Below are 24954 nucleotides of genomic sequence, written 5' to 3' on the forward strand. Positions count from 1 at the left end.
CCTTAAAATACAAAACGCCCGATGAAGTACACCGAGCGTTTTAACTAAAATGTGTCAACCCATATCAGGACGGGTCATTGTTGGTTTTGTATAAACCAATACGCAATAAAGCCTGCCCAGCTTAAGCCCAGTAAAATCCAAGGTAAAAAGCTTGATGTGCTTGTTGTGTCGAATTCATTAAACTCTTCGTTCTCTTGAATTTCTGCACTGGTTTGCTTTGTCTTTAACGCTTTCTTGCGCGCTTTGTCTGCTTGGCGGTTTTTCTCTTTTTGCTGTTTTTTGTACAGCGCTATGCCTTTCTCTATTCCTTGAGCAATTAATTTGGTTTGTTCTTTTGTTTGTCCCGGTTTTTGAATTGCTCTAGCGACCGCCAATGCCTCTTGCTGAGTTTGTTCCGAAGGAACGATCTTCTTGTTCATAAATGCAGAATTTAGTCTTGGTAGTGAATAGGGCTAAACCCTATCACGAACTGACATATTTGATGAAGGGCTCTAGTTCAACTCTGCGGTTTAATTTCTCTATCTGTCATGGTGTTGGTCAGGAAGGGACTTCAGTGTTTTTCTTACATTCTGATTATCATATCTACCGCTTCAATCAGAGATTACGTATAGCTATTTGAAACCATTCGGTTAAAGTGGTTGTGTAACAAAAGTAGCAAATTCAGATGGAACACTGTGCGTTATTCAATAGAACAATACGATGCTAACGGCTTTCTTAAGGCTCCGAAATGGTTATGGCTAGGCTGGTTTTTCTTGTCGAAAGCTTGGATTGTATTTGTGATGGCTGGAGCCAGTCGCGACAGTGGGCCGAAAATCCTAGGTTTGATTTATCCTGATCACTCAATGTTGTATTTGGGTTTAGCGATGGGTGTACCGAGTATTGCTATGATGTGGTTGGTCGGGTTAAGGCATCCTGACAGGCGTTGGGCGATATTATCCGCTAAATGGGGCCGTGAGGTGACGTTATTAACGGCACTGGCGCAATTTGTTCAAACCGGATACCACGTTTATCTTCAGAACGGCTCTTTTAACTGGATATCTGCCTTGAGTATGTTGCTTTTATTGTGGTTTGCTCTGTATGTTTATAACAGCCGCAGTGTCAGAGATTGCTTTCAAGTCCCTGTTTTGTATCGCACATGATCGTCGTGAACTCATGATCACGGTCAACATAAAGATATAGTTTTTAATTACACTCAGTCCATAGCCAATGAGCATAAATGAATAGTGAGGATTTTTTATGTCAATGTCACAGACTGCAATTCTGCCTGAAGCAGGTCCATTTGCACTCTATAGCCTTTTGAAAATTCGTCAAAACCACGCTCATGTTTTACAGCAGCTTCAAGCGTTGCCAGTACATATTGCGGATATTAATGCGAATCAACCGGGGGCGGCTTTAACGGTATCCGTTTCGTTTACTAAAGCTTTTTGGCAAAAGCTTGATGTGGAGATGCCTGAAGAGCTGATCGATTTTCAACCGCTGGGTGAAGGTAAAGTTGTAGCACCTAGCACAGATGTTGATGTACTGATTCACTGCCATTCAACTCGTCACGATTTGCTGTTTTATGTTTTACGTACATTCTTAGCCGAAACGGCTGAAGATGTGACCGTCGTAGATGAGACTTACGGTTTCCGCTACCTAGATGCTCGTGATATGACAGGATTCATCGATGGAACAGAAAACCCTAAAGATGAAAAACGTCAAGAAGTTGCACTGATTCAGGATGGCGAGTTTGCGGGTGGTAGCTACGTAATGCTGCAACGCTTTGTGCATGATCTTCCTGCTTGGAACCGTTTAAACATAGCTGCTCAAGAAAAAGTAGTAGGCCGTACTAAGCCAGATTCGATCGAGTTAGATGACGTTCCAGCCGCTTCACACGTAGGCCGTGTTGATATTAAAGAAGAAGGTAAAGGTTTGAAGATAGTTCGTCACAGCTTACCGTATGGTACCGCAAGTGGTGAACATGGCCTGCTGTTTATCTCTTACTGCTACACACTGCATAACATGAAAGTGATGTTAGAAAGTATGTATGGCGTGACAGATGGTAAAACAGACCAACTGCTTCGCTTTACTCACGCTGTGACTGGTGCTTACTTCTTCGCGCCTTCTCAAGAGATGCTAGCGAGCCTTGCTTTAAAGGCATAGTTCGATAAACAGAAAATAATCCTATAGATGAAAGCCGGACTGAATGTCCGGCTTTTTGATTTAGATAAAACTCTTACTAAAGAAAATCTGCACACCACCGATATAGCTAACAGAATTAACCAGAAGTAGGTGATTGCGTCTGTATGGCGATAACGGTAAACACAAATGTCTCTGCTCTTGTGGCTCAACGCCATTTGAACTCAGCTACAGAAATGCTTAATCAATCTTTAGAGCGTTTGTCTTCAGGTAAGAAGATTAATAGTGCTAAAGATGATGCGGCAGGTCTGCAAATATCGAATCGCTTAGAAACTCAGATGCGCGGACTAGATGTCGCTGTGCGTAATGCCAATGACGGTGTGTCCATCATGCAAACCGCTGAAGGGGCGATGCAGGAAAGTACTAACTTGCTGCAACGCATGCGAGATTTATCACTTCAGTCAGCAAATGGTTCCAACAGCAAAGCAGAAAGAGTTGCTTTGCAGGAAGAAATGGCGGCTTTAAATGATGAATTGAACCGAATCGCTGAAACTACCTCTTTTGGTGGGCGAAAACTGCTCAATGGCACTTTTGGACAATCTTCTTTCCAGATAGGCGCAAGCTCTGGAGAGGCGGTTCAGCTGTCGCTGAAGAACATGCGTTCAGACAGTATCGATATGGGCGGATTCAGCTATGTCGGTCGTCGCTCGTTAGATGAACAATGGCAGGTATCAAAAGGTAATAACCAGCTGATGATTCAGTATGTGGATGCGAGTGGTAAAGAGTCTTCAATCAATATTCACGCTAAAGAAGGTGATGATGTAGAAGAGCTTGCTACTTACATAAACGGACAAACGGATGAACTATCAGCATCCGTCAATGAAGATGGTCAATTACAGGTCTTTATGGCGGGTAAAGAGACTTCCGGAACTTTGTCATTCAGTGGAAGTTTAGCCGATGAGCTTCAAATGGATCTCAAAGGCTATGAATCTGTAAATGACCTGGATATCCGTTCCGCTGGTGGTGCTCAACGTGCTGTGTCGGTGTTAGATACTGCGCTGCAATATGTAGACAGTCACCGTGCCGAGTTGGGCGCATTACAAAACCGTTTTTCGCACGCGATCAACAATCTGGATAACGTGCACGAAAACTTGGCTGCTTCTAATAGTCGTATTAAAGACGCTGACTATGCGAAAGAAACGACGCAAATGATTAAGCAGCAAATACTTCAACAAGTGAGTACCTCTATTTTGGCTCAAGCTAAGAAACAGCCAAACGTGGCTCTATCTTTACTTGGTTAAAAAGAAAACGCACTGGGTAAAAAGAAAATCAAGGTTTATCGACGCTGTGCTGTAAACCTTTAATAAAAAAATCGACTTTTTAAAACTTTTAATGCTTTCGTCACGTTTAATACGCCAAACGAAGTTTTTTTAAAAAAATCGAAAAAATTTTCTAAAGGTTCCCGAATAGGAGCCGTTATAGAAAGTAACTTTGAGAGAACTACTTGGTTTTCCGAGACGTCGGAAACCTGAACTACCGGAAAATCAATTGGAGAAATCACCATGGCAGTAAATGTAAATACCAACGTATCAGCAATGACAGCTCAACGTTACCTAAACAGTGCAACTAACGCACAACAAACGTCAATGGAGCGTCTATCGTCTGGTTCAAAAATCAACAGCGCAAAAGATGATGCAGCTGGTCTTCAAATCTCTAACCGTTTGAACGTTCAAAGCCGTGGCTTAGACGTAGCAGTGCGCAACGCGAATGATGGTATTTCGATTGCTCAAACTGCTGAAGGTGCGATGAATGAAACGACTAACATTCTGCAACGTATGCGTGACTTGTCACTACAATCAACTAACGGTTCAAACTCTAAGTCTGAGCGCGTAGCACTTCAAGAAGAAGTATCTGCACTTAACGACGAGCTAAACCGTATCGCAGAAACCACTTCTTTCGGTGGTAACAAGCTACTAAACGGCACATTCTCAACTAAGTCATTCCAAATCGGTGCTGACTCAGGTGAAGCAGTAATGTTAAGCCTAAATAACATGCGCAGCGATAACTCTAAGATGGGTGGTGTTAGCTACCAAGCAACTGAAAGTAAAGATAAAAACTGGGGTGTGCAATCAGGTGCAAACGACCTAACCATGTCTTTCACTGACAAAGCTGGTCAAGAGCAAACTATCAGCATCTCAGCAAAAACTGGCGATGACATCGAAGAGCTAGCCACTTACATCAACGGTCAAACAGACACAGTTAAAGCGTCTGTAAGCGAAGATGGCAAGCTACAAGTGTTCGCTGGTACTGACAAAATGCAAGGTGAAGTAGCATTTGGTGGTTCTCTTGCTGGTGAATTGGGTCTAGGTGGTGAAGGTAAAGCAGTAACTGTGAACTCTATTGACGTAACATCAGTAGGTGGCGCTCAAGAATCTGTTGCTATCATCGACTCAGCGTTGAAATTTGTAGATAGCCACCGTGCAGAACTTGGTGCTTTCCAAAACCGTTTCAACCATGCAATCAGTAACTTAGACAACATCAACGAAAACGTAAATGCTTCTAAGGGCCGCATCAAAGACACTGACTTCGCGAAAGAAACAACTGCACTAACTAAGTCGCAAATTCTTTCTCAAGCATCAAGCACAGTGTTGGCGCAAGCTAAACAAGCTCCAAACGCAGCGCTTAGCCTACTAGGTTAATCCGCTTCCAGATGAAAAAATCCAGCTTCGGCTGGATTTTTTTTTGCGATTAATATCTTGATTTGCTTATTAATTCTTCAAATGTTCAATTATTTTGCGAAAAAGTAATATTTTTTCTCTAAAGGTTGTTAATTCTTCGCCGTTACAGATAACGAGAGAAATGAGGTGTGCCGGAGAGAGGTGAGAGACTCGAAGGTACATCAACAATCTGCCTAAGGAGATCAATATGGCAATAAGTGTGAACACGAATGTCGCGGGGATGACTGCTCAGCGGTATTTGAACAATGCAGCGGACGGCACGCAAAAATCTATGGAACGTTTGTCTTCGGGTTACCGAATCAACAGCGCGAAAGATGATGCAGCAGGTCTACAAATTTCAAACCGTTTAACTTCTCAAAGCCGTGGTTTAGATATGGCCGTGAGAAATGCGAACGATGGTATCTCTATTGCACAAACAGCTGAAGGTGCAATGAATGAAACTACCAACATCCTTCAACGTATGCGTGACCTTTCATTGCAATCTTCTAACGGTTCGAACTCACGTTCTGAGCGTTTAGCGATTCAAGAAGAAGTGTCTGCACTTAATGACGAATTGAACCGTATTGCGGAAACCACATCGTTTGGTGGTAACAAACTACTGAATGGTTCTTTCGGCAGTAAATCTTTCCAAATCGGTGCTGACTCAGGTGAGGCGGTTGCTTTATCTATGAGCAACATGCGTTCGGATACCACTGATATGGGTGGTAAAGCTTACCGTGCCCAAGAAGGTAAAGGATCGGATTGGAAAGTCGGCGAAGCGAAAGATCTAACACTGAACTACACCGACAAACAGGGTGAAGCTCGTGAAGTCACTATTTCTGCAAAAGCAGGTGATGACTTAGAAGAAGTTGCTACTTACATCAACGGCCAAAACGACGACATTAAAGCGTCAGTTGGCGAAGGTGGTAAGCTACAACTTTTCGCAGCAACTCAAAAAGTGCAAGGTGATGTCACTATCGGTGGTGATCTTGGTGCTGAGATTGGCTTTGGTCAAGGTGAAGAGCTGACTGTAAAAGATATTAACGTATCAACAGTGGGTGGTTCTCAAGAAGCGATTGCGGTAATCGACGGTGCGCTTAAAGCCGTAGATAGCCAACGAGCGTCACTGGGTGCTTTCCAAAACCGTTTTGGTCATGCAATCAGCAACCTAGAGAACATCAACGAGAACGTGAATGCCTCTCGTAGCCGTATTAAAGATACGGATTACGCTCGTGAAACCACTGCAATGACGAAATCGCAAATTCTGCAACAAGCGAGTGCGTCTGTGTTGGCTCAAGCGAAGCAGTCACCAACCGCGGCTCTTAGCTTGTTGGGTTAACTGATAAAGCTAACTGAGCTTTATAGGTAGCACAGTTGGAGAAAAGTTACCTCTAAGGTGGAAGGGAGATTGTTATGGAAGTACCATTACACACATCGAACGTCCAGCCTTTCGGCTCACAAAGTGGCATCAAATTTGCTTCAGAAAATGAAAACGTAAATAACATTTCGACGGCGAAAAAGGAGGAACGACCGGTAGAGCGCTCAGATAAGATTTATGAGCACATTTCACAACAACTGGAGAAGACTAAGCAAGAGTCGGTCGACGCAGCAATTGAACGTTCTCGTGAACGGGAAAAGCTGAATGACGAACGACGAGCTAAAATGGTAGAACAAGTTAGCGATTTCGTTAAATCTATCAACAAAGGGTTATCTTTCAGAATTGATGAAGAATCCGGTCGGGACGTAGTAACGGTGTATGAAGCCTCAACGGGTGACATTATCCGCCAAATTCCTGAAGAAGAAATGCTTGAAGTATTACGACGTCTTTCCCGACAACAGGACCATAAATCGGGCTTATTGTCGGCTAAGGTGTAAATATATTTTTGAGGTGGTTGAATGAGTTTAGGCCCAATGGGGATGAACACTGGCTTTGATATAAATTCAATGGTCAGCAAAATTGTCAATTCGGAGCGTGTTCCCAAACAGCAACGGATTGACAATGAGCGCGTTGGTATTGATACCAGTATTAGTGCCTATGGCCGACTCAGAGAGTCGCTGGATACGATGAAAAATCTGATGGCGAATTTTCGTCAGGAAAAGGCGTTCGCAGTTCGTTCTGTGGACACCTCTGATGATAACTCCGTCGTCGCGACAGCAACCACTGATGCCATTGCTGGTAAATACTCAGTAGATGTGTTGCAGCTTGCTCAGAGCCATAAAATTGCGTCTGATGTACTTCCTCAAGACGCAAAGTTTGGCCCGGGTAAGCTGCAAATTTCACTTGGCAAGAAAAGCTTCAATATAGAAGTAGAGCCCCAATCTAAACTTATCGATATTGTTCGTAGCATCAATGGTGAAAAGAGTAACCCTGGTGTACGAGCTTCGGTGATCAATGACGTTGACGGACCTCGTTTAATCGTCGCCTCAAATATTTCCGGTGAAGAAAATCGAGTAACTATTTCGGCACAAGCGCAAGCAGGTGATCCTCTAAAGTCTCTTGAATACAAAACATTAGAAGACCGCGTTAAAGATCTTGAAAAAGCACGAGCTTCCGCGCAGCAACTGATTGCCCCTTTGACACCAGAGCAGCAAAAGGTTGCCGCTAAAGTGGCAGAAAAAATCGGAAATGCCGCTAGAGAAATTGATGAGTCTGTTGCCGCTCAAGTTCAGAAAGTGGCAAAAGACAGCAACGGTGTTGACAGCGATAGCACCGAACTGTCTGACTCAGCCGTTAAAGCCGCCGCCAAAGTTGGGGCTGATGTCAACAAGTACTTAAAACCAGAAGAACGCATTCCTGGTTGGACAGAAACAGCATCAGGTACTTTGCTGGATTCCTATTATGAGCCAGAACCTGAACTTGATGATAAAGCGATAGACAAATCAAAAGATGTTCCGGGTTGGACAAATACGGCTTCAGGAACCTTGGTAGACTCTTATGTCACGCCAAAAGAAGCGCAGGAAAAACTTGAACGCCAATTGGCGCAAGAGAAAGCCGATATTCGTGCTGCCGTAAAAAACGGCAACATGACACCTGATGAAGCCAAAGCGATTGCACGAGCGAAACTGACTCCAGAAGAACGTGGACTGCTAGAAAAAGTAGAAGCAGTCAATGAGCAACTAAAAGCGGCTCAAGCCTCCTTTGATGCCTATACTGGTATGACGGAAGTTCAATCTGCGCAAGATTCTTTAGTCGTGTTGGACGGTGTTGCTAAGCTTTCTAGTAAAAATAATGTGATTGAAAACGCGATTGAAGGCGTTGATTTAACGTTAAAAGGCAAGACAGAACGCAGTCAGCAGCCTGCCGAAATTGACATTGAATACGATCGCAATAGTGTACGCGAAGATATTGAGCAGTTCGTCAATGCGTATAACCAGTTTTATCAAGTATCAAAAGAACTGTCTGGCGTTGATCCTCGTACCGGACAAGCTGGGCCTCTTGCGGGTGACAGTGTGGTGCGCAGTGCAGACTCCCGTCTAAAATCAATCTTCTCCAGTAAAATTGAACAAGCACCTGAGACGCTACAAAGCTTAACTGAATTTGGTATCACGACCACGCGCCAAGGGACGATGGAGATCAACTATGATATGCTCGATCGTCAATTAAATAACAATTTCACCAAGCTGGGCGAATTTTTTGGTGGTAATCAGGGCTTTGCAAAAAAAGTCGAAGATGCCATCCAAGGTATGACTGGTGTGACAGGCGTTATTCGTAATCGTGAAAAGACACTCACAGAGCGAAATTACCGTCTTAATGATGACCAAGCTGCACTTGACCGTCGAATGGATAGCCTAGAGAAAAGGACGTTCGACAAGTTTTCGGCCATGCAGGATGCCACTGGTAAAATGCAGTCTCAGTTAGCCGGTATGATGAATGCACTAGGCTAATATGATGGATGAACAGCTGAAAGAGTTGAACAGTGTCGATAATCAAATTAAAGATTTATTGGCAGTTGACGATATAAATGTTGAAGAAATTATTCAACTTGTCGATATAAGGGAACAGTTATTGCAAAGATTACTGACTGAAGTGTCAGAAAATCCAGCACTAGGCAAATCCCAATGTTGGCGAGATGCTGTTCGAGATACACAACAACTTGTTGAACTGATGCAGTCAAAAACCCTGTTAATCGGGAAAGATTTACAAAAATTCCGTCACGGTAATAAATCGGTTCAGCAATACAAAAAGTTTTTATAAAGAGGAAGACTATGCGTGGTTCTTTGCAGGCGTACAAAAAAGTATCAGTGGATAGCCAGCTAAGTGCGGCCTCACCGCATAAGATTGTACAGATGTTAATGGCTGGCGCTATTGAACGTTTGATTCAAGCTAAAGCCGCAATGCTACAGGGCAACATTCCTGTAAAAGGCGAGCGTTTTGGCAAAGCTTTAGACATCATAATCAGCTTACGTAGCTGTTTATCTATGGATGATGGCGGTGAAATCGCACAAAACCTAGATCAGCTATACGAATTTATGATCACTCAAATTGCTGCTGCTAATCATCAGAATGATCCGCAGATAGTGGACGATGTGATCGATATTATTCGTGAAATTAAATCGGCTTGGGATCAAATTCCGGCTGAATATCACAATCTGACATCAAATGACGTAGGTCTGTAAGTTATCTCTGAAAGTTTTAACAGAGCTCACACCAGCTAATTGCTTGGTTGCCTTATTTTTTTTATCACATAGAATAGAAGCCATTAGATAGCCTAATGGCTTTTTTTTGTTGCTGATTTTCACAGATTGACTATCGTATATTTAGTGCTACTTAAAAGACTAATTCAGCCGAATAACGATTTTTATTGTGTAGATACACCCAACTTTCCAGATTGAAGGCAAATATTCTCACCTATGCAAGGTTTAGCAAAATTGCTTGTGATTGAAGACGATCCGTCTATTCGTCTTAATCTCAGTATCATATTAGAATTTGTAGGAGAGCAGTGTGAGGTAATTGAGTCTTCGCTCGCTGATCAAATCAATTGGTCGGCAACGTGGACAGGATGCATTCTTGGATCGTTGAAAGATAATAAACTATCAGAATCATTAGCCTCATCACTCGCAAGTGCAAATCACATTCCTCTTTTATTGGCTGATAAGCAGCCATATTCTTTGGAAGAATTTCCTCAATTTGTTGGTGAATTGGAGTTCCCTCTTAACTATCAACAACTGAGTGAAGCACTCCGCCACTGCAAAGCATTTTTAGGTCGTCAGGGCATTAATGTTGTCGCGTCAGACCGCAAGAACACTCTATTTCGCAGTTTGGTCGGCCAAAGCAATGGTATCCAAGAAGTTCGCCATTTGATTGAACAAGTTTCTGGAACAGAAGCTAACGTATTGATCTTAGGCGAATCTGGTACAGGTAAAGAGGTAGTCGCAAGAAACGTTCACTACCATTCACCGCGTCGTGGTGGCCCTTTTGTGCCAATTAACTGTGGCGCAATTCCTGCAGATCTATTGGAAAGTGAACTCTTTGGTCATGAAAAAGGCGCATTTACTGGAGCGATTACCGCTCGTAAAGGGCGTTTTGAACTGGCGGAAGGCGGCACGTTATTCTTAGACGAAATCGGTGATATGCCGATGACCATGCAGGTTAAATTACTGCGTGTATTGCAAGAGCGTTGCTTTGAAAGGGTTGGTGGCAACACCACTATTAAAGCCAACGTTCGAATTATAGCTGCAACACACCGTAATTTGGAGAGCATGATAGAAGATCAGCGTTTCCGCGAAGATCTGTACTATCGTCTTAATGTTTTCCCAATTGAAATGCCTTCGCTAAAAGAGCGCAAAGAAGATATTCCTTTGCTACTTCGTGAACTGATGACGCGAATGGAAGCAGAAGGTGCTCAACCTATCTGTTACACACCTAGAGCGATTAACTCTCTAATGGAGCATGATTGGCCGGGAAATGTTCGTGAGCTAGCAAACCTAGTTGAGCGTATGGTTATCCTGTATCCAAACAGTCTGGTTGATGTTAATCATCTACCAACCAAGTACCGTTACAGTGATATCCCTGAGTTCCAGCCTGAGCCTAGCCGATTCAGTTCAGTGGAAGAGCAAGAGCGTGACGCTCTGGACAGCATCTTCTCAGAAAACTTCAGTTTAGACAGCACTGACAATTTCAATGATGTTGATGTGCCACAAGCTTTGCCACCAGAAGGTGTAAACCTGAAGGAACTTCTCGCTGATTTAGAAGTTAGCCTTATCAATCAAGCTTTAGAAGCTCAGGGCGGTGTCGTTGCTCGTGCTGCAGATATGCTGGGCATGCGTCGAACTACCTTGGTTGAGAAGATGCGTAAGTACAATATGCAACGCTAAAAAGCCATATTTCGAGTGAGTCAATTTATTGTCATTGAATTAACTTATTGAAAAATATACAAAATAGCCTGGCATGCATTTTGCGTGACAGGCTATTGTTGTATTGGAAGGCAGATTCTCGACGATGGTAGACCAAGTGCAAGAGCAGCATTCACATTTAGATTCTTTAGAAGACCAAGTAGAACGCTATAAACAGGTTCTTGATGTCATGCCAGCAGGCGTGATTTTGTTGGATACTCAAGGGGTTGTGCGAGAAGCTAACCCTGAAGCACAGCGAATCTTGGACGTTCCTCTTTTGGGTGAGCGCTGGTACGCGATAATTCAGATAGCGTTTGCTCCTCGTGAAGATGATGGCCACGAAATTTCATTACGCAATGGCCGGAAAGTACGCTTGGCAATTTCAGCTTCCAATACAGGTCAGCTCATTTTGATCACTGATTTGACAGAAACCCGCTTATTGCAGGCTCGGGTCAGTGATTTACAACGATTATCATCTTTAGGGCGAATGGTCGCTTCACTGGCGCATCAGGTGAGAACGCCGCTATCGAGTGCCATGCTCTATGCTTCTAATCTGGGCGCTCCAAATTTACCTACAACAACCCGTGAGCGCTTTCAAAATAAATTGATGGATCGTTTGTATGATTTGGAAAAGCAAGTCAATGATATGTTGCTGTTTGCCAAAGGTGGTGACAATAAAGTAGTAAAACCATTTTCAATCGCTGATCTGGTTGGGGAGTTTTCTCCAATGGTCGAAACGGCGTTGAAAAACAACCAAATTGATTTTTGTCTCGAAGTGGAAGAAAAAGAGACAATGTTGTTGGGCAATGCGAATGCTATCGCCTCCGCATTAAGTAATTTAGTGATGAATGCGATTCAGATAGCTGGTAAAGAATCACAAATTGATGTGTTTTTCCGCCCTGTGAATGGTGAGCTAAAAATATCCGTTCAAGACAGCGGCCCCGGCGTACCCCTTGAGTTGCAAAGTAAGATTATGGAACCTTTCTTTACCACTCGCTCGCAGGGAACGGGTTTAGGTCTTGCGGTTGTACAGATGGTTTGTCGTGCACACGACGGACGACTAGAACTGATATCTGAAGAGGGAGACGGTGCGTGTTTTACCGTTTGTATTCCCTTGCAAAATCACACTGATTCCACTCACACAGAAACTGGAGAATGATGATGGCACAAAGCAAAGTCTTAATCGTTGAAGATGATGAAGGCCTACGCGAAGCCTTGGTAGACACCTTAGCACTGGCTGGTTATGAATGGCTGGAAGCTGACAGTGCTGAAGACGCTTTGGTGAAACTCAAAAACAATTCTGTGGATATTGTGGTTTCGGATGTACAAATGGGTGGTATGGGTGGCCTTGCACTGCTACGCAATATCAAACAACACTGGCCTAATTTGCCAGTATTGTTGATGACAGCCTATGCCAATATTGAAGATGCGGTTTCGGCAATGAAAGATGGTGCTATCGACTACATGGCTAAGCCATTCGCGCCAGAAGTATTGTTGAACATGGTAAGCCGATATGCGCCTGTAAAATCAGACGATAATGGTGATGCGGTTGTTGCTGACGAGAAAAGTTTAAAACTGCTGGCTCTGGCTGACAAAGTCGCGAAAACCGACGCTAACGTGATGATTTTAGGACCTAGCGGTTCCGGTAAAGAAGTGATGTCTCGTTACATTCACAATGCTTCATTACGCAAAGATGGTCCTTTCATTGCCATCAACTGCGCGGCGATTCCTGACAATATGTTGGAAGCAACCTTGTTTGGTTACGAGAAAGGTGCGTTTACTGGTGCCGTGCAAGCGTGTCCGGGTAAATTTGAACAAGCTCAGGGCGGCACTATCTTGCTGGATGAAATTAGTGAGATGGATTTAAACCTTCAGGCCAAGTTATTACGTGTTCTTCAAGAGCGTGAAGTGGAACGCTTGGGTAGCCGTAAGAGCATTAAACTCGATGTTCGTGTGCTTGCGACAAGTAACCGAGACTTGAAGCTATACGTACAAGAAGGCAACTTCCGTGAAGACTTGTATTACCGTTTGAACGTTTTCCCAATCTCTTGGCCAGCTCTGAAAGATCGTAAAGCGGATATTGAACCGCTCGCAAATCACTTAGTGGAGCGGAACTGTAAGAAATTGGGGATGCCTGTACCGAATCTTTCTACGTCCGCCGTGACTAAGCTCCATGCCTATTCTTGGCCGGGTAACGTGCGTGAGTTAGACAACGTGGTACAGCGCGCTCTGATCCTCTGTGAAAATGGGAACATCGATCAGGAACATATCTTACTTGAAGGTTTGGATTGGCAGGATGCTTCTAGCCTTCAGAAGTTGGTTGAAGGTAGCGAAACGGTTGCAACACCAGATATCAAACCTATTGCTCAGGTTGATGTCGCTAAGATTTCGAACAGCAGTGCAGGCTTAGGCGGTGAGCTGCGTGATCAAGAATTCGCGATCATTATGGAGACCTTGATTGAATGCAATGGTCGTCGTAAAGAGATGGCGGAAAAACTTGGTATTAGTCCGCGCACATTACGCTACAAACTAGCAAAAATGCGTGATGCAGGTATGGATATTCCGGGCTAAATTAGCCACATTTCAGAGTGGCACATAAATTGCTGCATTACTGAACAGAGATGAAGTTTAGTCAAAGTTCTGGCTTTTGAGGTAGTAATGAATATAAACGGTTTACAAAGCGAAATGCAGGCGATGATGGTAGAAGCTACCAATTCACGCCCAGCTCCAACAGGACAAAAAATTGGCGCTGATTTTGGTGATATGCTTTCAAACGCTATCAATAACGTAAATGGTTTACAGAAAACCTCAAGCGACCTTCAAATGCGCTTTGATCGTGGCGATGAAGGTGTTTCTCTTTCTGATGTTATGATCGCCCGCAACAAATCGAGCGTGGCATTTGAAGCCACTATTCAGGTACGCAACAAGCTTGTTGAAGCGTACAAAGAACTGATGAACATGCCAGTTTAGTAAAGGTGTGAATTGTGGCTGAGAATAAGCAAACAACTGATCTTACTTTAAGCGATAGCGGCGGTGACCATAGCTTGATGTCGAGCTCCGACATGGACATGGGCACGCAAAACGTAGACGCTGAAGAAAAAAGCTCCTCAAAAATGGATTTCTCTATGGGTGACTTGGACTTACTACGCCAAGTTGTCCTTGTCCTCTCTATCTCTATCTGTGTGGCCTTAATTGTGATGCTGTTCTTCTGGGTTAAAGAGCCAGAAATGCGTCCTTTAGGTGCTTATGACACACAAGAACTGATCCCTGTTCTTGATTACCTCGACCAGCAAAAACAAGACTATAAGTTAGACGGTAACACCATTTTGGTGCCGACTTCAGACTACAACAGTCTGAAATTAAATATGGTTCGAGCTGGTATGAATCAGGAACGCCACGAAGGTGATGAAATTCTGCTGCAAGACATGGGTTTCGGTGTTTCACAACGCTTGGAGCAAGAGCGTCTGAAACTCAGCCGTGAGCGTCAGCTTGCCAAAGGTATTGAAGAGATGCGCCAAGTTAACAAAGCGCGCGTACTTCTTGCCTTGCCTAAACAGAGTGTATTCGTTCGTCAAAACCAAGAAGCGTCTGCGTCGGTGTTTTTGACACTGCGCACGGGTACCGACCTTAAACAAGGCGAAGTTGATTCTATTGTTGATATGGTCGCGAGCGCTGTTCCGGGAATGAAACCGACACGTGTCACCGTAACTGATCAACATGGTCGCCTACTTAGCTCTGGTTCACAGGATCCAGTAACCGCTGCTCGTCGTAAAGAGCAGGAAGCAGAGCGTAAGAAAGAACAAGATTTACGTGAAAAAATCGATTCAGTATTAATTCCGATTTTAGGTTTGGGTAACTATACCGCTCAGGTAGACGTTGAACTGGATTTCAGCGCGGTAGAGCAGACTCGTAAACGTTTTGACCCAAATACACCTGCGACACGTAGTGAATACACCTTAGAAGATTATAACAACGGTAATGTGATTGCCGGTGTACCGGGAGCATTGAGTAACCAGCCTCCTGCAGATGCGTCCATTCCACAAGATGTGGCACAGATGAAAGATGGTTCGCTGATGGGACAGGGCTCTGTTCACAAAGAAGCGACTCGCAACTTTGAATTGGATACGACAATTAGTCACGAGCGCCGTCAAACAGGCGTGGTTAACCGTCAAACTGTTGCTGTTGCGGTTAAGAATCGAAGCAGTGTCAATACGGAAACTGGTGAAGTTACTTATACCCCAGTGAGTGATAGTGAGCTACAAGCGATTCGTCAGGTATTGGTTGGTGCGGTTGGTTTCAGCGAAAATCGTGGTGACTTACTGAATGTATTAAGCATGAACTTCGCAGAACCAGAAATTGAGACTATTGCCGATGTACCAATCTGGGAACATCCGAACTTCAACGACTGGATTCGTTGGCTCGCAAGTGCTTTGGTTATCATGGTTATCGTACTCGTGCTTGTTCGTCCTGCGATGAAGAAACTTCTCAATCCATCTGCGGATGATGACGACCAACTATATGGTCCAGATGGTATGCCTATCGGTATTGATGGTGAAACCAGCTTGATTGGCAGTGATATTGAAGGTGGTGAATTGTTTGAGTTTGGCTCTGGCATAGACTTACCGAATCTACATAAAGATGAGGATGTACTCAAAGCAGTACGTGCTCTGGTCGCCAACGAACCTGAGCTTGCAGCTCAAGTAGTTAAGAACTGGGTGGCTAACGATGCCTAATGAAATAGTAAAGCAAGACAACCGAGAGTTGACTGAGTTAGAAAAAGAAATTGCTGATATTCCAGGTGAAGAGCGTGCAGCAATTTTGCTACTGAGTCTTAATGAGGCAGATGCAGCGGCAATCATCCGTCACCTTGAACCTAAACAGGTTCAGCGTGTAGGTAGTGCTATGGCTCGGGCAAAAGATCTGAGCCAAGGTAAAGTAACCGCCGTACACCGCTTGTTTTTGGAAGATATACAGAAATATACCAATATCGGTATGGGCAGCGAAGACTTTATGCGCAAAGCGCTGGTTGCTGCACTGGGTGAAGATAAAGCGAACAACTTGGTTGACCAAATTCTACTGGGTACTGGTTCGAAAGGTCTAGATTCCTTGAAATGGATGGACCCTCGTCAGGTTGCAAGCATCATTGTTAACGAGCACCCACAAATTCAGACTATCGTATTGTCTTACTTAGACCCAGACCAATCTGCGGAAATTTTGGCGCAGTTTGCCGAACGTGATCGTCTAGACTTGATGATGCGTATTGCTAACCTTGAAGAAGTTCAACCTTCAGCTCTGGCTGAGTTAAATGAAATCATGGAGAAACAGTTCGCAGGCCAAGCTGGTGCACAAGCTGCGAAGATTGGCGGTCTGAAAGCAGCGGCAGATATCATGAACTACCTCGACAACAATATCGAGGGAGCACTGATGGATCAGATGCGCGACCAAGACGAAGATTTGGCTACTCAAATTCAAGACCTTATGTTTGTGTTCGAGAACTTGGTCGAAGTTGACGACCAAGGTATTCAGAAATTGCTGCGTGACGTTCCTCAAGACGTTCTACAGAAAGCACTTAAAGGTGCTGACGACACGTTACGAGATAAGATCTTCAAGAATATGTCTAAACGCGCTGCTGAACTAATGAAAGATGACTTGGAGGCAATGCCACCAATCAAAGTTTCAGATGTGGAAACGGCGCAGAAAGAGATTCTTGCTATTGCCCGACGTATGGCTGACAACGGTGAGCTGATACTGGGTGGTGGTGCAGACGAGTTCTTATAAAACGAATGGCTGCTGGAATACCATTGACGAAAATATCGGTTGTGTAAAAACAGGTCTTCTTAATTTAGGACTGTTGTTAAGACAAGATAACAGCCCATAAGGCCAGCTTAATCAGCCGGCCTTTTTTATCTTTAGATAGGAAATATGATGTCAGGTGAAAGAAAGCGCGGTTTTATCCGCCTCGATTCTGATGAAACTGTTGAACAGGCGAAAAAGTGGGGTCTACCGGACTACACGTCTGAGGCTCACAAGAAAGCAAAGGAAACGGCGCTTAATTATGATCCGAGCTGGATTCCGAGTTTCGATGAACCTGAAGCAGAAGTGCCTGCAGTTCTTACTGAAGAAGAAATTGAATTAATTAAACAAGCCGCCTATCAGGAAGGTATTGAGCAAGGGAAAGCAGAAGGTTATCAGGAAGGTTTCCAACTGGGTCAAGAAGCTGGCCATAAAGTGGGGTTGGAAGAGGGCTTTCAAGCGGGTAGCGCGGAAGGATTGGAAGCAGGGCAACAAATTGTCCAAGAGCATGTTCAAATCTTTATGAGTCTTGCAAACCAGTTTGCCCAACCCCTTGAACTGATGAATGCACAGGTTGAAAAACAGCTGGTGGATATGGTGCTGTCACTGGTGAAAGAAGTGGTGCACGTAGAAGTGCAGACCAACTCTCAAATTATTCTCGATACAGTGAAAGGGTCTGTTGAAGCTTTGCCGATTGCTGGCCATGCCATCACGCTGAAATTACATCCTGAAGACTGCGAAATCATCAAGCAGGCTTATGGTGAAAATGAATTGGATACTCGTAACTGGACGCTCGTCAGCGAACCTGCTTTAAGTCGTGGAGATGTACAAATTGAAGCGGGAGAATCAAGCGTTAATTACCGAATGGAAGACAGAGTTCGCAGTGTATTGCAGAGCTTCTGTGGCACGAACCGACATCAACAGGGCAACGAATAATGCTTCAACTGGCTGACAGACTCTCACAATATAAAGTCCAAGGACTTACAAGTCGCCCGATTGCCTCTGGGAAGTTGGTGAGAGTCGTTGGTTTAACTCTGGAAGCGACGGGGTGTCGTGCACCGATTGGTAGTTTGTGCAGCGTTGAAACTATGTCTGGCTCTATGGAAGCTGAGGTCGTCGGTTTCTCGGGTGATCGATTGTTTTTAATGCCCAGCGAACAAATTACTGGTGTTCTTCCGGGGGCGAAAGTTACTCCTCTGACGGTAGAAGCGGGTTTACCCGTTGGAATGGAATTACTTGGTCGCGTCATTGACGGTGTGGGAAATCCTCTCGATGGACTCGGCGCGATCTACACCGATCAAAAAGCTTCATTTAATGCCGACCCAATCAACCCATTAGCACGTAAGCCGATCAGTGAACCTCTGGATGTCGGCATCAAAGCGATTAATGGTCTTTTGACGGTCGGGAAAGGCCAGCGTATCGGTCTATTTGCTGGTTCTGGTGTTGGTAAATCGGTGACCTTGGGCATGATGACCCGAGGCACAACCGCGCAAGTCGTAGTGGTAGGGCTCATCGGTGAACGTGGACGCGAAGTAAAAGAATTTATTGAAGAAATTTTAGGCGTCGATGGCAGACAACGCTCTGTGGTTGTCGCTGCGCCTGCGGATTCATCACCGTTGATGCGCTTAAAAGGGTGCCAAACCGCGCTGACTATAGCGGAATACTTCCGTGACCAAGGTCTGGACGTATTGTTACTTATGGATTCATTAACTCGTTTTGCTCAAGCTCAACGTGAAATTGCTTTGTCAGTGGGAGAACCGCCGGCAACCAAAGGCTATCCGCCTTCCGTATTTGCTAAGTTGCCTGCATTAGTTGAACGAGCGGGTAACGGTGGTCCTCATCAGGGGTCTATCACTGCATTCTTTACAGTTTTAACCGAAGGGGATGATTTGCAAGACCCTATTGCCGACGCTTCTCGCGCTATTCTCGATGGTCACATCGTTTTATCGCGTGAAATGGCCGATGCTGGTCATTATCCGGCGATTGATGTGGAGAAATCGGTCAGTCGTGTTATGCCGCAAATCACTACCGATGAGCACATATTGATGTCGAAAGCGGTACGTCAGATATTGTCGACCTGTCGTAAAAACCAAGATCTTGTTTCAATTGGTGCCTATAAGCCAGGTACAGACTCCGCAATAGATAGCGCTTTCACGTTGAAACCAAAGCTGGACGGTTTCTTGCAGCAAACCATGAAAGAGTCTGTGCCTTATGACATGTGTATCAGCATGCTTAAAAATGTGCTCAGTGTGGGATAACGGTTGAATGGATAATGCTCTGGAATTCCTGCTTGAACAGGCGAAAAGTAAAGAAGATAAAGCGGTAATGGCGCTGGGCAAAGCTCGTAGTGAACTTGAAGACTATTATCAACAGCTTAAACAGATTGAGCAATATCGCTTGGATTACTGTCAGCAGCTTGTCTCTCGAGGTCAAGCAGGATTAACTGCTAGTCAGTATGGACACTTAAATCGTTTCTTAACACAATTAGATGAAACCTTATCCAAGCAGCGTCAAGCTGAGCAGCACTTCAAAACGCAAGTAGAGAGCTGCGAGTCTTATTGGTTGGATGTCCGTAAGCAACGCCGTTCTTACGAATGGCTGATTGAGAAAAAGAAGACTGAACATCAGCGCTTACAAGAGAAACGAGATCAGAAAATGATGGATGAGTTTTCGACTATCAACTTCAATCGTCGTCGTACCAACACTCTGTAGCGTTCATTTTTAATCATTGAGCATATCTGACGGTTGGCTCGTTTTTTGCAGTTATTTATACAATTTTAACGCGAACAGATTAGCAACCCTTTGCTGGCGGGCTATTCCCGTATAGAGCGGCAAAGGTTTGCAGTGATTAATGCGAGTGAGCTGTGTATGAATGTCAATTTAACTCCTTCAGTAGAGACTTCTAAAGTTACCAATGTGACTAAGTCTGCGCCTGCGCAGGATTTAGTTAGCGGTGACAATGGAGAATCAAAAGGTTTTTTGGAAAGACTGGCTTCACTGCTGCTTGGTAAAAATGATGCACCAACTTCCAATGATAGCGCTTCAGAGGCAAAAGAAGCGAAATCTGTAGAAGGCTCAGAAGTGAAAGCAACCAGTACTGATGAGCTCTTGAGCCAAGGTGATGATGACGTTGCAGTTAAAGCTGACAACGGTTCTGACGTTTCCGTTGAATCAACGTTAGTGGCGGATGAAGAGAGTGTTGAGGTTCCAGAAAACCTCAAGCGTTTCATCGCTTCTGAAGAGCCTGAACATGCTGAGTTAAAAGCGAAAACAGCTAAGGCTATGGATGAAGGTGACAAGATACTAGGCCGCTTGCAAGAGGCAAATCAGACGCTGGTAAAAAATGATGGCAAGGCTTTGCCACATGAAAAAGAGACCGAGTTTTCTGAGAAATCTGTGCAATCTGAAAAAATGCAAAGCGGTGCTGATTCAGAACTCGATCCAGAGTTGGTTGCTCAGTTGAATTCGACTCAGCCTCAAGCAAAGTCATTACAACAAGAGCAGCCGCTGAAACATTCCGAGCTTGAAGGTGATGTGTTGATCTCGCCAGAAACAAACGCAAAGGACATCAAAGCTCTGAGTGACAGTGAACAAGCCGCTATCTTGGCTAAACAATCTAAGCTCACTGGGGCAAATGCTGCAAATCAAGATATGATGGTCGCTCAAGGCACTAACGTTTCACAACAAGTTGTAGACGCTCAGGATCCTTCAGCGTCGCAAGATACTTTGGTTTCAAAAGAAGCGTTAGCATCGGTCGCACCTGCGGCGATTCCTTGGGGGAACAGTAATACTGAAGCTGCAAGTGTAGCTGCAGAGATAAACAATCTCGCTGAAGGTAAAGTGGCGGCGAAATCCGTAGCGCATGCAGCAGTATCACAAGCTTTGTCTCAAGGCGTACAGAATCCGCAAGCCATGTTAAACCAAGCTGATAAAGCAATGATGGCGCAATCTCAAGTGCCTATCCATGCTGAAGCTCAAGTACAGTTACCACAAGCTAACGCACAGGCTAATCCAATGTTGGCTGGCGCGATGGCGAATCAAATTGACCCGACGGTTAATCAAGCTGCTCTTAAAGCTGGCTTGGGAGCCAAAGCTTTAAATGCCTTGATGGAAGGAAATAAACACAGCGACGGTGCCGATTCACATTTGGCACAGCAACTTTCAGCTGCAGCGGGACAGCAAGGATTAAACAGTCCTCAAAGTTTACGTAGTGAGCCTCTGCAAGCCGCCCAACAAAACGTACCTTTGCAGTTGTCCAGAGGTGATATGGCAGCAGAGCAGATGGCAGAGCGTGTTCAAGTGATGCTGTCTAAAAACCTCAAGAACATTGATATTCGCCTTGATCCGCCAGAGCTGGGTCGTATGCATATTCGTATGAACATGAATGGCGACGGCGCCACAGTGCATTTTACCGTAGCTAACCAACAAGCTCGTGATGCTCTTGAGCAATCTATGCCAAGACTGCGTGAAATGTTGAATAACCAAGGCGTTCAGTTGGGCGATACCTCCGTTCAGCAACAAAGTTCTGGTCAGCAACAGCGCTATGCAGCAAGTGGAGATGGTTCAGGTGGTCAATCTGCGAGCGGTGATAGCCGACAAAGTGAAGAAAACCTTGATACAAACGTCAAACTTGATTTGAATGTGGCTGCAAAGCGTGATGGAATCAGTTATTACGCTTAAACTAAGTAAATCTTAATTAAAAAATAACAACATAGAGAACGTTATGGCTGTTGAAGAACTCCCAGCAGAAGCTCCGAAAGGTAAAAAGAAACTACTGATCATCATTATTGCTGTCGTTGTGTTGTTAGTCGGCGGCGCCGCAGCCTTCTTCCTTATGGGCTCTGACGATTCAAGCCAAGATAGTGAGATGAGTGCTAGCCAAACTTCCGCTCAGGTTGAGCCGGTTTCTTATGTAAACATTGCTCAGCCGTTTGTATTTAACGTAACCAGTGATACCCGTAATCGCGTGGTACAGATTAAAGTCCAGTTAATGGTTAGAGGCAGCGAAAACGACAATCTTGCTCGTTATCACTCACCTCTGATTGAAAGTACATTGCTTGCAACATTTGCCTCTGCAACGGTTGAGCAATTGCGAGAAGTAACTGGCCGTATTGAGTTACGTGATAAAGCGACCGACGACATTAAAGCCGTAATGACGAAAGTGGTTGGTAAACCAGTCATTGAACGTGTGTTGTTTACTGATTTTGTAATGCAGTAGGTGAAGTGTGACCGATCTATTAAGCCAAGACGAAATTGATGCGCTACTCCACGGGGTAGATAGCGTTGACGAAGTAGAAGAAAATCTCGACACTGCGGATGAAAGTGCCATCTCGTTCGACTTCTCGTCACAAGATCGTATTGTTCGTGGTCGAATGCCAACGCTCGAACTTATCAACGAGCGTTTTGCTCGTCATATGCGGATCAGTTTATTCAACATGTTGCGAAAAACCGCCGAAGTTTCGATTAACGGCGTGCAAATGATGAAGTTCGGCGAATATCAAAACACCCTTTACGTTCCTACCAGTTTGAACATGGTTCGTTTCCGTCCGCTTAAAGGTACGGCGCTTGTGACCATGGAAGCTCGTCTTGTTTTTATCTTGGTAGAAAACTTCTTTGGTGGTGATGGGCGCTATCACGCGCGTATCGAAGGTCGTGAGTTCACGCCGACTGAGCGTCGCGTTACTCAGCTACTGCTTAAAATCGTGTTTGGCGATTACAAAGAAGCTTGGTCTCCTGTGATGGGGGTTGAATTTGAATACTTGGATTCAGAAGTTAACCCAAGTATGGCGAACATTGTCAGCCCGACAGAAGTGATTGTCGTGAGCTCATTCCATATTGAAGTGGATGGCGGCGGCGGTGATTTTCACGTTGTTATGCCTTATTCGATGGTTGAACCTATCCGAGAACTTCTTGATGCGGGTGTTCAGTCAGACAAGATGGAAACAGACGTTCGTTGGAGCTCTGCACTTCGCGAAGAGATCATGGATGTGCCTGTTAACTTCCGAGTGAACTTATTAGAACAAGATATTGCGTTACGTGATCTTATGGAGCTACAGGCAGGGGATATCATCCCAATTAAGATGCCTGAACACGCCGTTATGTTTGTTGAGGAACTGCCAACCTATCGCGTCAAAATGGGACGCTCTGGTGAAAAAATGGCAGTTCAGATTTCAGAAAAAATTAGACGTCCTGATGTTGTCAAAACTGACCTCGCATTTCTTGGCAAAGACATTATCGCCGAGTTAGATGACGAGGAAGATGAAGACGACGAAGAGTTGATTGATTAAGGAAATAGGTAGCCTAGATGTCAAAGTCAGATGATCAAAAGCTTGCAGATGAGTGGGCAGCAGCCCTTGGCGAAGATCCAAGCGCGCCAGATATAGATGTTGATGAAATTTTAGCGGCACCTTTGGATGAGTTAAAAGACACCACTTCACCAATTACGGATGATGAGCGTCGTAAACTTGATACCATCATGGATATTCCCGTGACCATTTCAATGGAAGTTGGGCGCTCTAAAATCAGTATCCGTAACTTACTGCAACTTAACCAAGGTTCTGTTGTGGAGCTAGATCGTATTGCGGGTGAGTCATTAGATGTGATGGTTAACGGCACCCTGATTGCTCACGGCGAAGTGGTTGTGGTCAACGATAAGTTTGGTATTCGTTTAACTGACGTTATTAGTCAAACAGAACGTATTAAGAAATTGAGATAACATTATGCGCAAATTCATAGTGTTATCTTTGGTTGCCAGCCCAGCTTTGGCAGCTCAAAGCGACCAGTTCGATATAGCGACTACATTAGGGTCGCTATTGTTCGTTATAGCCATCATCATTGGTATGGCCTGGTTACTCAAACGGATGAGAGTCCCTGCATTTGGTCAGCAAAAGGGCTTGAGCGTCGTTCGCCAGTTACCGATTGGCACCAAAGAGCGTTTGATGATAGTACAAGCGGGAGAGGAGCAATTTCTGATTGGCGTTACATCTCAGTCAGTTCAGTTGATCTCTAAATTGGAAACTCCATTGACTCAGGAGGAGCTAGAGTCGGTACCATTTTCTAACACTTTGACTCAGCTACTAAAAAAGAATGATAAAAACACACCTGTTTGATGTGTTGCGCAATCTATGGGCTCGCTTGGCGCTTATTGTCTGGGTGAGCGCTTTGGTATTTACGCCGCTAGCTTACGCGCAACAAGAGCTGGAAACACCGATCCCTTCAACGGCTGCGGGCGCACAGAATGTTACTGTGACTGCGATGCAAAAAGACCAAGGTGCTTCGCGTACTATCGCTATGGGTAGCAGCAGTGGCGGTGCGGGAATTCCCGCTTTTACCATGACCACCAATCCGGATGGCAGCGAAGATTACTCGATAAACTTACAAATTTTAGCCTTAATGACCATGCTGGGCTTTTTGCCTGCCATGGTCATTTTGATGACTTCCTTTACCCGAATTGTGGTGGTGATGTCGATTCTTCGTCAGGCGATGGGTTTGCAACAAACGCCATCAAACCAAGTTATCATTGGTATCGCGATATTTTTGACCTTCTTCATCATGTCTCCGGTAATTAATAAGATTAACGAAGAGGCAGTACAGCCTTATTTGAATGAACAGATGACGGCGAGACAGGCGTTTGATACCGCCCAAATCCCGATGAAGGATTTCATGCTTAAGCAGACTCGCGTGAAAGATTTGGAAACCTTCGTCAACATATCGGGCTCAGATGCGCAAAACCCAGAAGATGTCTCTATGGCGGTATTGATTCCAGCGTTTATCACCTCTGAGCTAAAAACCGCTTTCCAGATTGGCTTTATGCTGTTTTTGCCATTTCTGATTATCGACCTTGTTGTGGCATCGGTACTGATGGCAATGGGTATGATGATGCTTTCACCGATGATCGTATCGCTGCCATTTAAATTGATGTTGTTTGTGTTGGTTGATGGGTGGAACTTGATTCTCTCCACTCTCGCCGGCAGTTTTGCGTTGTAGCGGGAGA

25 protein-coding genes are annotated in these 24954 nt (G+C 44.6%); 24 read left to right on the forward strand and 1 reads right to left on the reverse strand.

Annotation, left to right across the window (positions count from 1 at the left end; all coding sequences use genetic code 11):
* Window positions 1-74 precede the first annotated feature (74 nt).
* A complete protein-coding gene (locus ACRQQK_RS06035; protein WP_457510447.1) occupies window positions 75-419 on the reverse strand; it encodes a DUF2956 domain-containing protein in 345 nt (114 codons plus the stop codon).
* A 255-nt stretch (window positions 420-674) separates the two neighbouring features.
* Between ACRQQK_RS06035 and ACRQQK_RS06040 the strand changes: the two genes are divergently transcribed.
* The 24 genes from ACRQQK_RS06040 to fliP all read left to right on the forward strand — a co-directional run bounded on the left by ACRQQK_RS06040 (window position 675) and on the right by fliP (window position 24947).
* A complete protein-coding gene (locus ACRQQK_RS06040; protein ID WP_457510448.1) occupies window positions 675-1139 on the forward strand; it encodes a DUF2919 domain-containing protein in 465 nt (154 codons plus the stop codon).
* Window positions 1140-1236: 97 nt separating this feature from the next.
* Window positions 1237-2142 carry a Dyp-type peroxidase gene (locus ACRQQK_RS06045; RefSeq protein ID WP_457510449.1) on the forward strand — a complete coding sequence of 302 codons (906 nt, stop codon included), beginning with the start codon at window positions 1237-1239 and terminating at the stop codon, window positions 2140-2142.
* A 143-nt stretch (window positions 2143-2285) separates the two neighbouring features.
* Entirely contained in the window at window positions 2286-3419 is a 1134-nt protein-coding gene (locus tag ACRQQK_RS06050; protein ID WP_102963094.1) for a flagellin, read from the forward strand.
* Between the two features lie 261 nt (window positions 3420-3680).
* Window positions 3681-4817 (forward strand): flagellin, encoded by a 1137-nt coding sequence (locus ACRQQK_RS06055; RefSeq protein ID WP_102963095.1) that lies wholly within the window; start codon window positions 3681-3683, stop codon window positions 4815-4817.
* A gap of 226 nt (window positions 4818-5043) precedes the next feature.
* Complete coding sequence (locus tag ACRQQK_RS06060; protein ID WP_102967645.1) at window positions 5044-6174, forward strand: flagellin; 1131 nt, start codon at window positions 5044-5046, stop codon at window positions 6172-6174.
* Between the two features lie 74 nt (window positions 6175-6248).
* Complete coding sequence (gene flaG / locus ACRQQK_RS06065) at window positions 6249-6710, forward strand: flagellar protein FlaG (RefSeq protein WP_102963097.1); 462 nt, start codon at window positions 6249-6251, stop codon at window positions 6708-6710.
* 21 nt (window positions 6711-6731) lie between these two features.
* Complete coding sequence (fliD, locus tag ACRQQK_RS06070) at window positions 6732-8720, forward strand: flagellar filament capping protein FliD (RefSeq protein ID WP_102967646.1); 1989 nt, start codon at window positions 6732-6734, stop codon at window positions 8718-8720.
* 4 nt (window positions 8721-8724) lie between these two features.
* The gene (locus ACRQQK_RS06075) at window positions 8725-9030 is read left to right on the forward strand and encodes a flagellar protein FliT (RefSeq protein ID WP_457510450.1); all 306 of its coding nucleotides are present in this window, start codon (window positions 8725-8727) and stop codon (window positions 9028-9030) included.
* Between the two features lie 11 nt (window positions 9031-9041).
* Window positions 9042-9452: a flagellar export chaperone FliS gene (gene fliS / locus ACRQQK_RS06080; protein WP_457510451.1), complete on the forward strand. Its 411-nt coding sequence runs from the start codon at window positions 9042-9044 to the stop codon at window positions 9450-9452.
* A 234-nt stretch (window positions 9453-9686) separates the two neighbouring features.
* Window positions 9687-11150, forward strand: a complete 1464-nt coding sequence (locus ACRQQK_RS06085; protein WP_457510452.1) for a sigma-54 dependent transcriptional regulator — start codon at window positions 9687-9689, stop codon at window positions 11148-11150.
* Between the two features lie 124 nt (window positions 11151-11274).
* On the forward strand, window positions 11275-12327 hold the full coding sequence (locus ACRQQK_RS06090) for a sensor histidine kinase (protein ID WP_457510453.1): 1053 nt from the start codon (window positions 11275-11277) through the stop codon (window positions 12325-12327).
* A gap of 2 nt (window positions 12328-12329) precedes the next feature.
* Window positions 12330-13739, forward strand: coding sequence for a sigma-54-dependent transcriptional regulator (locus tag ACRQQK_RS06095; RefSeq protein ID WP_457510454.1), 1410 nt, complete (start codon window positions 12330-12332; stop codon window positions 13737-13739).
* 87 nt (window positions 13740-13826) lie between these two features.
* Window positions 13827-14138 carry a flagellar hook-basal body complex protein FliE gene (fliE, locus tag ACRQQK_RS06100; RefSeq protein ID WP_042484016.1) on the forward strand — a complete coding sequence of 104 codons (312 nt, stop codon included), beginning with the start codon at window positions 13827-13829 and terminating at the stop codon, window positions 14136-14138.
* A gap of 14 nt (window positions 14139-14152) precedes the next feature.
* The gene (gene fliF / locus ACRQQK_RS06105; RefSeq protein WP_457510455.1) at window positions 14153-15901 is read left to right on the forward strand and encodes a flagellar basal-body MS-ring/collar protein FliF; all 1749 of its coding nucleotides are present in this window, start codon (window positions 14153-14155) and stop codon (window positions 15899-15901) included.
* Window positions 15894-16946: a flagellar motor switch protein FliG gene (gene fliG / locus ACRQQK_RS06110; protein ID WP_457510456.1), complete on the forward strand. Its 1053-nt coding sequence runs from the start codon at window positions 15894-15896 to the stop codon at window positions 16944-16946. Before fliF ends, fliG begins: the two co-directional genes overlap by 8 nt.
* Before the next feature lie 147 nt (window positions 16947-17093).
* Entirely contained in the window at window positions 17094-17897 is an 804-nt protein-coding gene (gene fliH, locus ACRQQK_RS06115; protein ID WP_457510457.1) for a flagellar assembly protein FliH, read from the forward strand.
* Window positions 17897-19219 carry a flagellar protein export ATPase FliI gene (gene fliI / locus ACRQQK_RS06120; protein WP_457510458.1) on the forward strand — a complete coding sequence of 441 codons (1323 nt, stop codon included), beginning with the start codon at window positions 17897-17899 and terminating at the stop codon, window positions 19217-19219. The genes fliH and fliI overlap by 1 nt, the downstream gene beginning before the upstream one ends.
* 7 nt (window positions 19220-19226) lie before the next feature.
* Window positions 19227-19673: a flagellar export protein FliJ gene (fliJ, locus tag ACRQQK_RS06125; protein WP_457510459.1), complete on the forward strand. Its 447-nt coding sequence runs from the start codon at window positions 19227-19229 to the stop codon at window positions 19671-19673.
* Between the two features lie 156 nt (window positions 19674-19829).
* Window positions 19830-21641, forward strand: a complete 1812-nt coding sequence (locus tag ACRQQK_RS06130; RefSeq protein WP_457510460.1) for a flagellar hook-length control protein FliK — start codon at window positions 19830-19832, stop codon at window positions 21639-21641.
* Between the two features lie 43 nt (window positions 21642-21684).
* The gene (fliL, locus tag ACRQQK_RS06135; RefSeq protein WP_457510461.1) at window positions 21685-22179 is read left to right on the forward strand and encodes a flagellar basal body-associated protein FliL; all 495 of its coding nucleotides are present in this window, start codon (window positions 21685-21687) and stop codon (window positions 22177-22179) included.
* Window positions 22180-22186: 7 nt separating this feature from the next.
* Window positions 22187-23248, forward strand: coding sequence for a flagellar motor switch protein FliM (fliM, locus tag ACRQQK_RS06140; RefSeq protein ID WP_042484000.1), 1062 nt, complete (start codon window positions 22187-22189; stop codon window positions 23246-23248).
* A gap of 17 nt (window positions 23249-23265) precedes the next feature.
* Complete coding sequence (gene fliN, locus ACRQQK_RS06145; RefSeq protein ID WP_102963102.1) at window positions 23266-23676, forward strand: flagellar motor switch protein FliN; 411 nt, start codon at window positions 23266-23268, stop codon at window positions 23674-23676.
* Window positions 23677-23680: 4 nt separating this feature from the next.
* Entirely contained in the window at window positions 23681-24070 is a 390-nt protein-coding gene (gene fliO / locus ACRQQK_RS06150; RefSeq protein ID WP_102952718.1) for a flagellar biosynthetic protein FliO, read from the forward strand.
* Entirely contained in the window at window positions 24048-24947 is a 900-nt protein-coding gene (gene fliP / locus ACRQQK_RS06155) for a flagellar type III secretion system pore protein FliP (protein WP_102940846.1), read from the forward strand. The genes fliO and fliP overlap by 23 nt, the downstream gene beginning before the upstream one ends.
* The last annotated feature ends 7 nt before the right edge of the window (window positions 24948-24954 follow it).

It is taken from the genome of Vibrio sp. C8 (assembly GCF_054051265.1).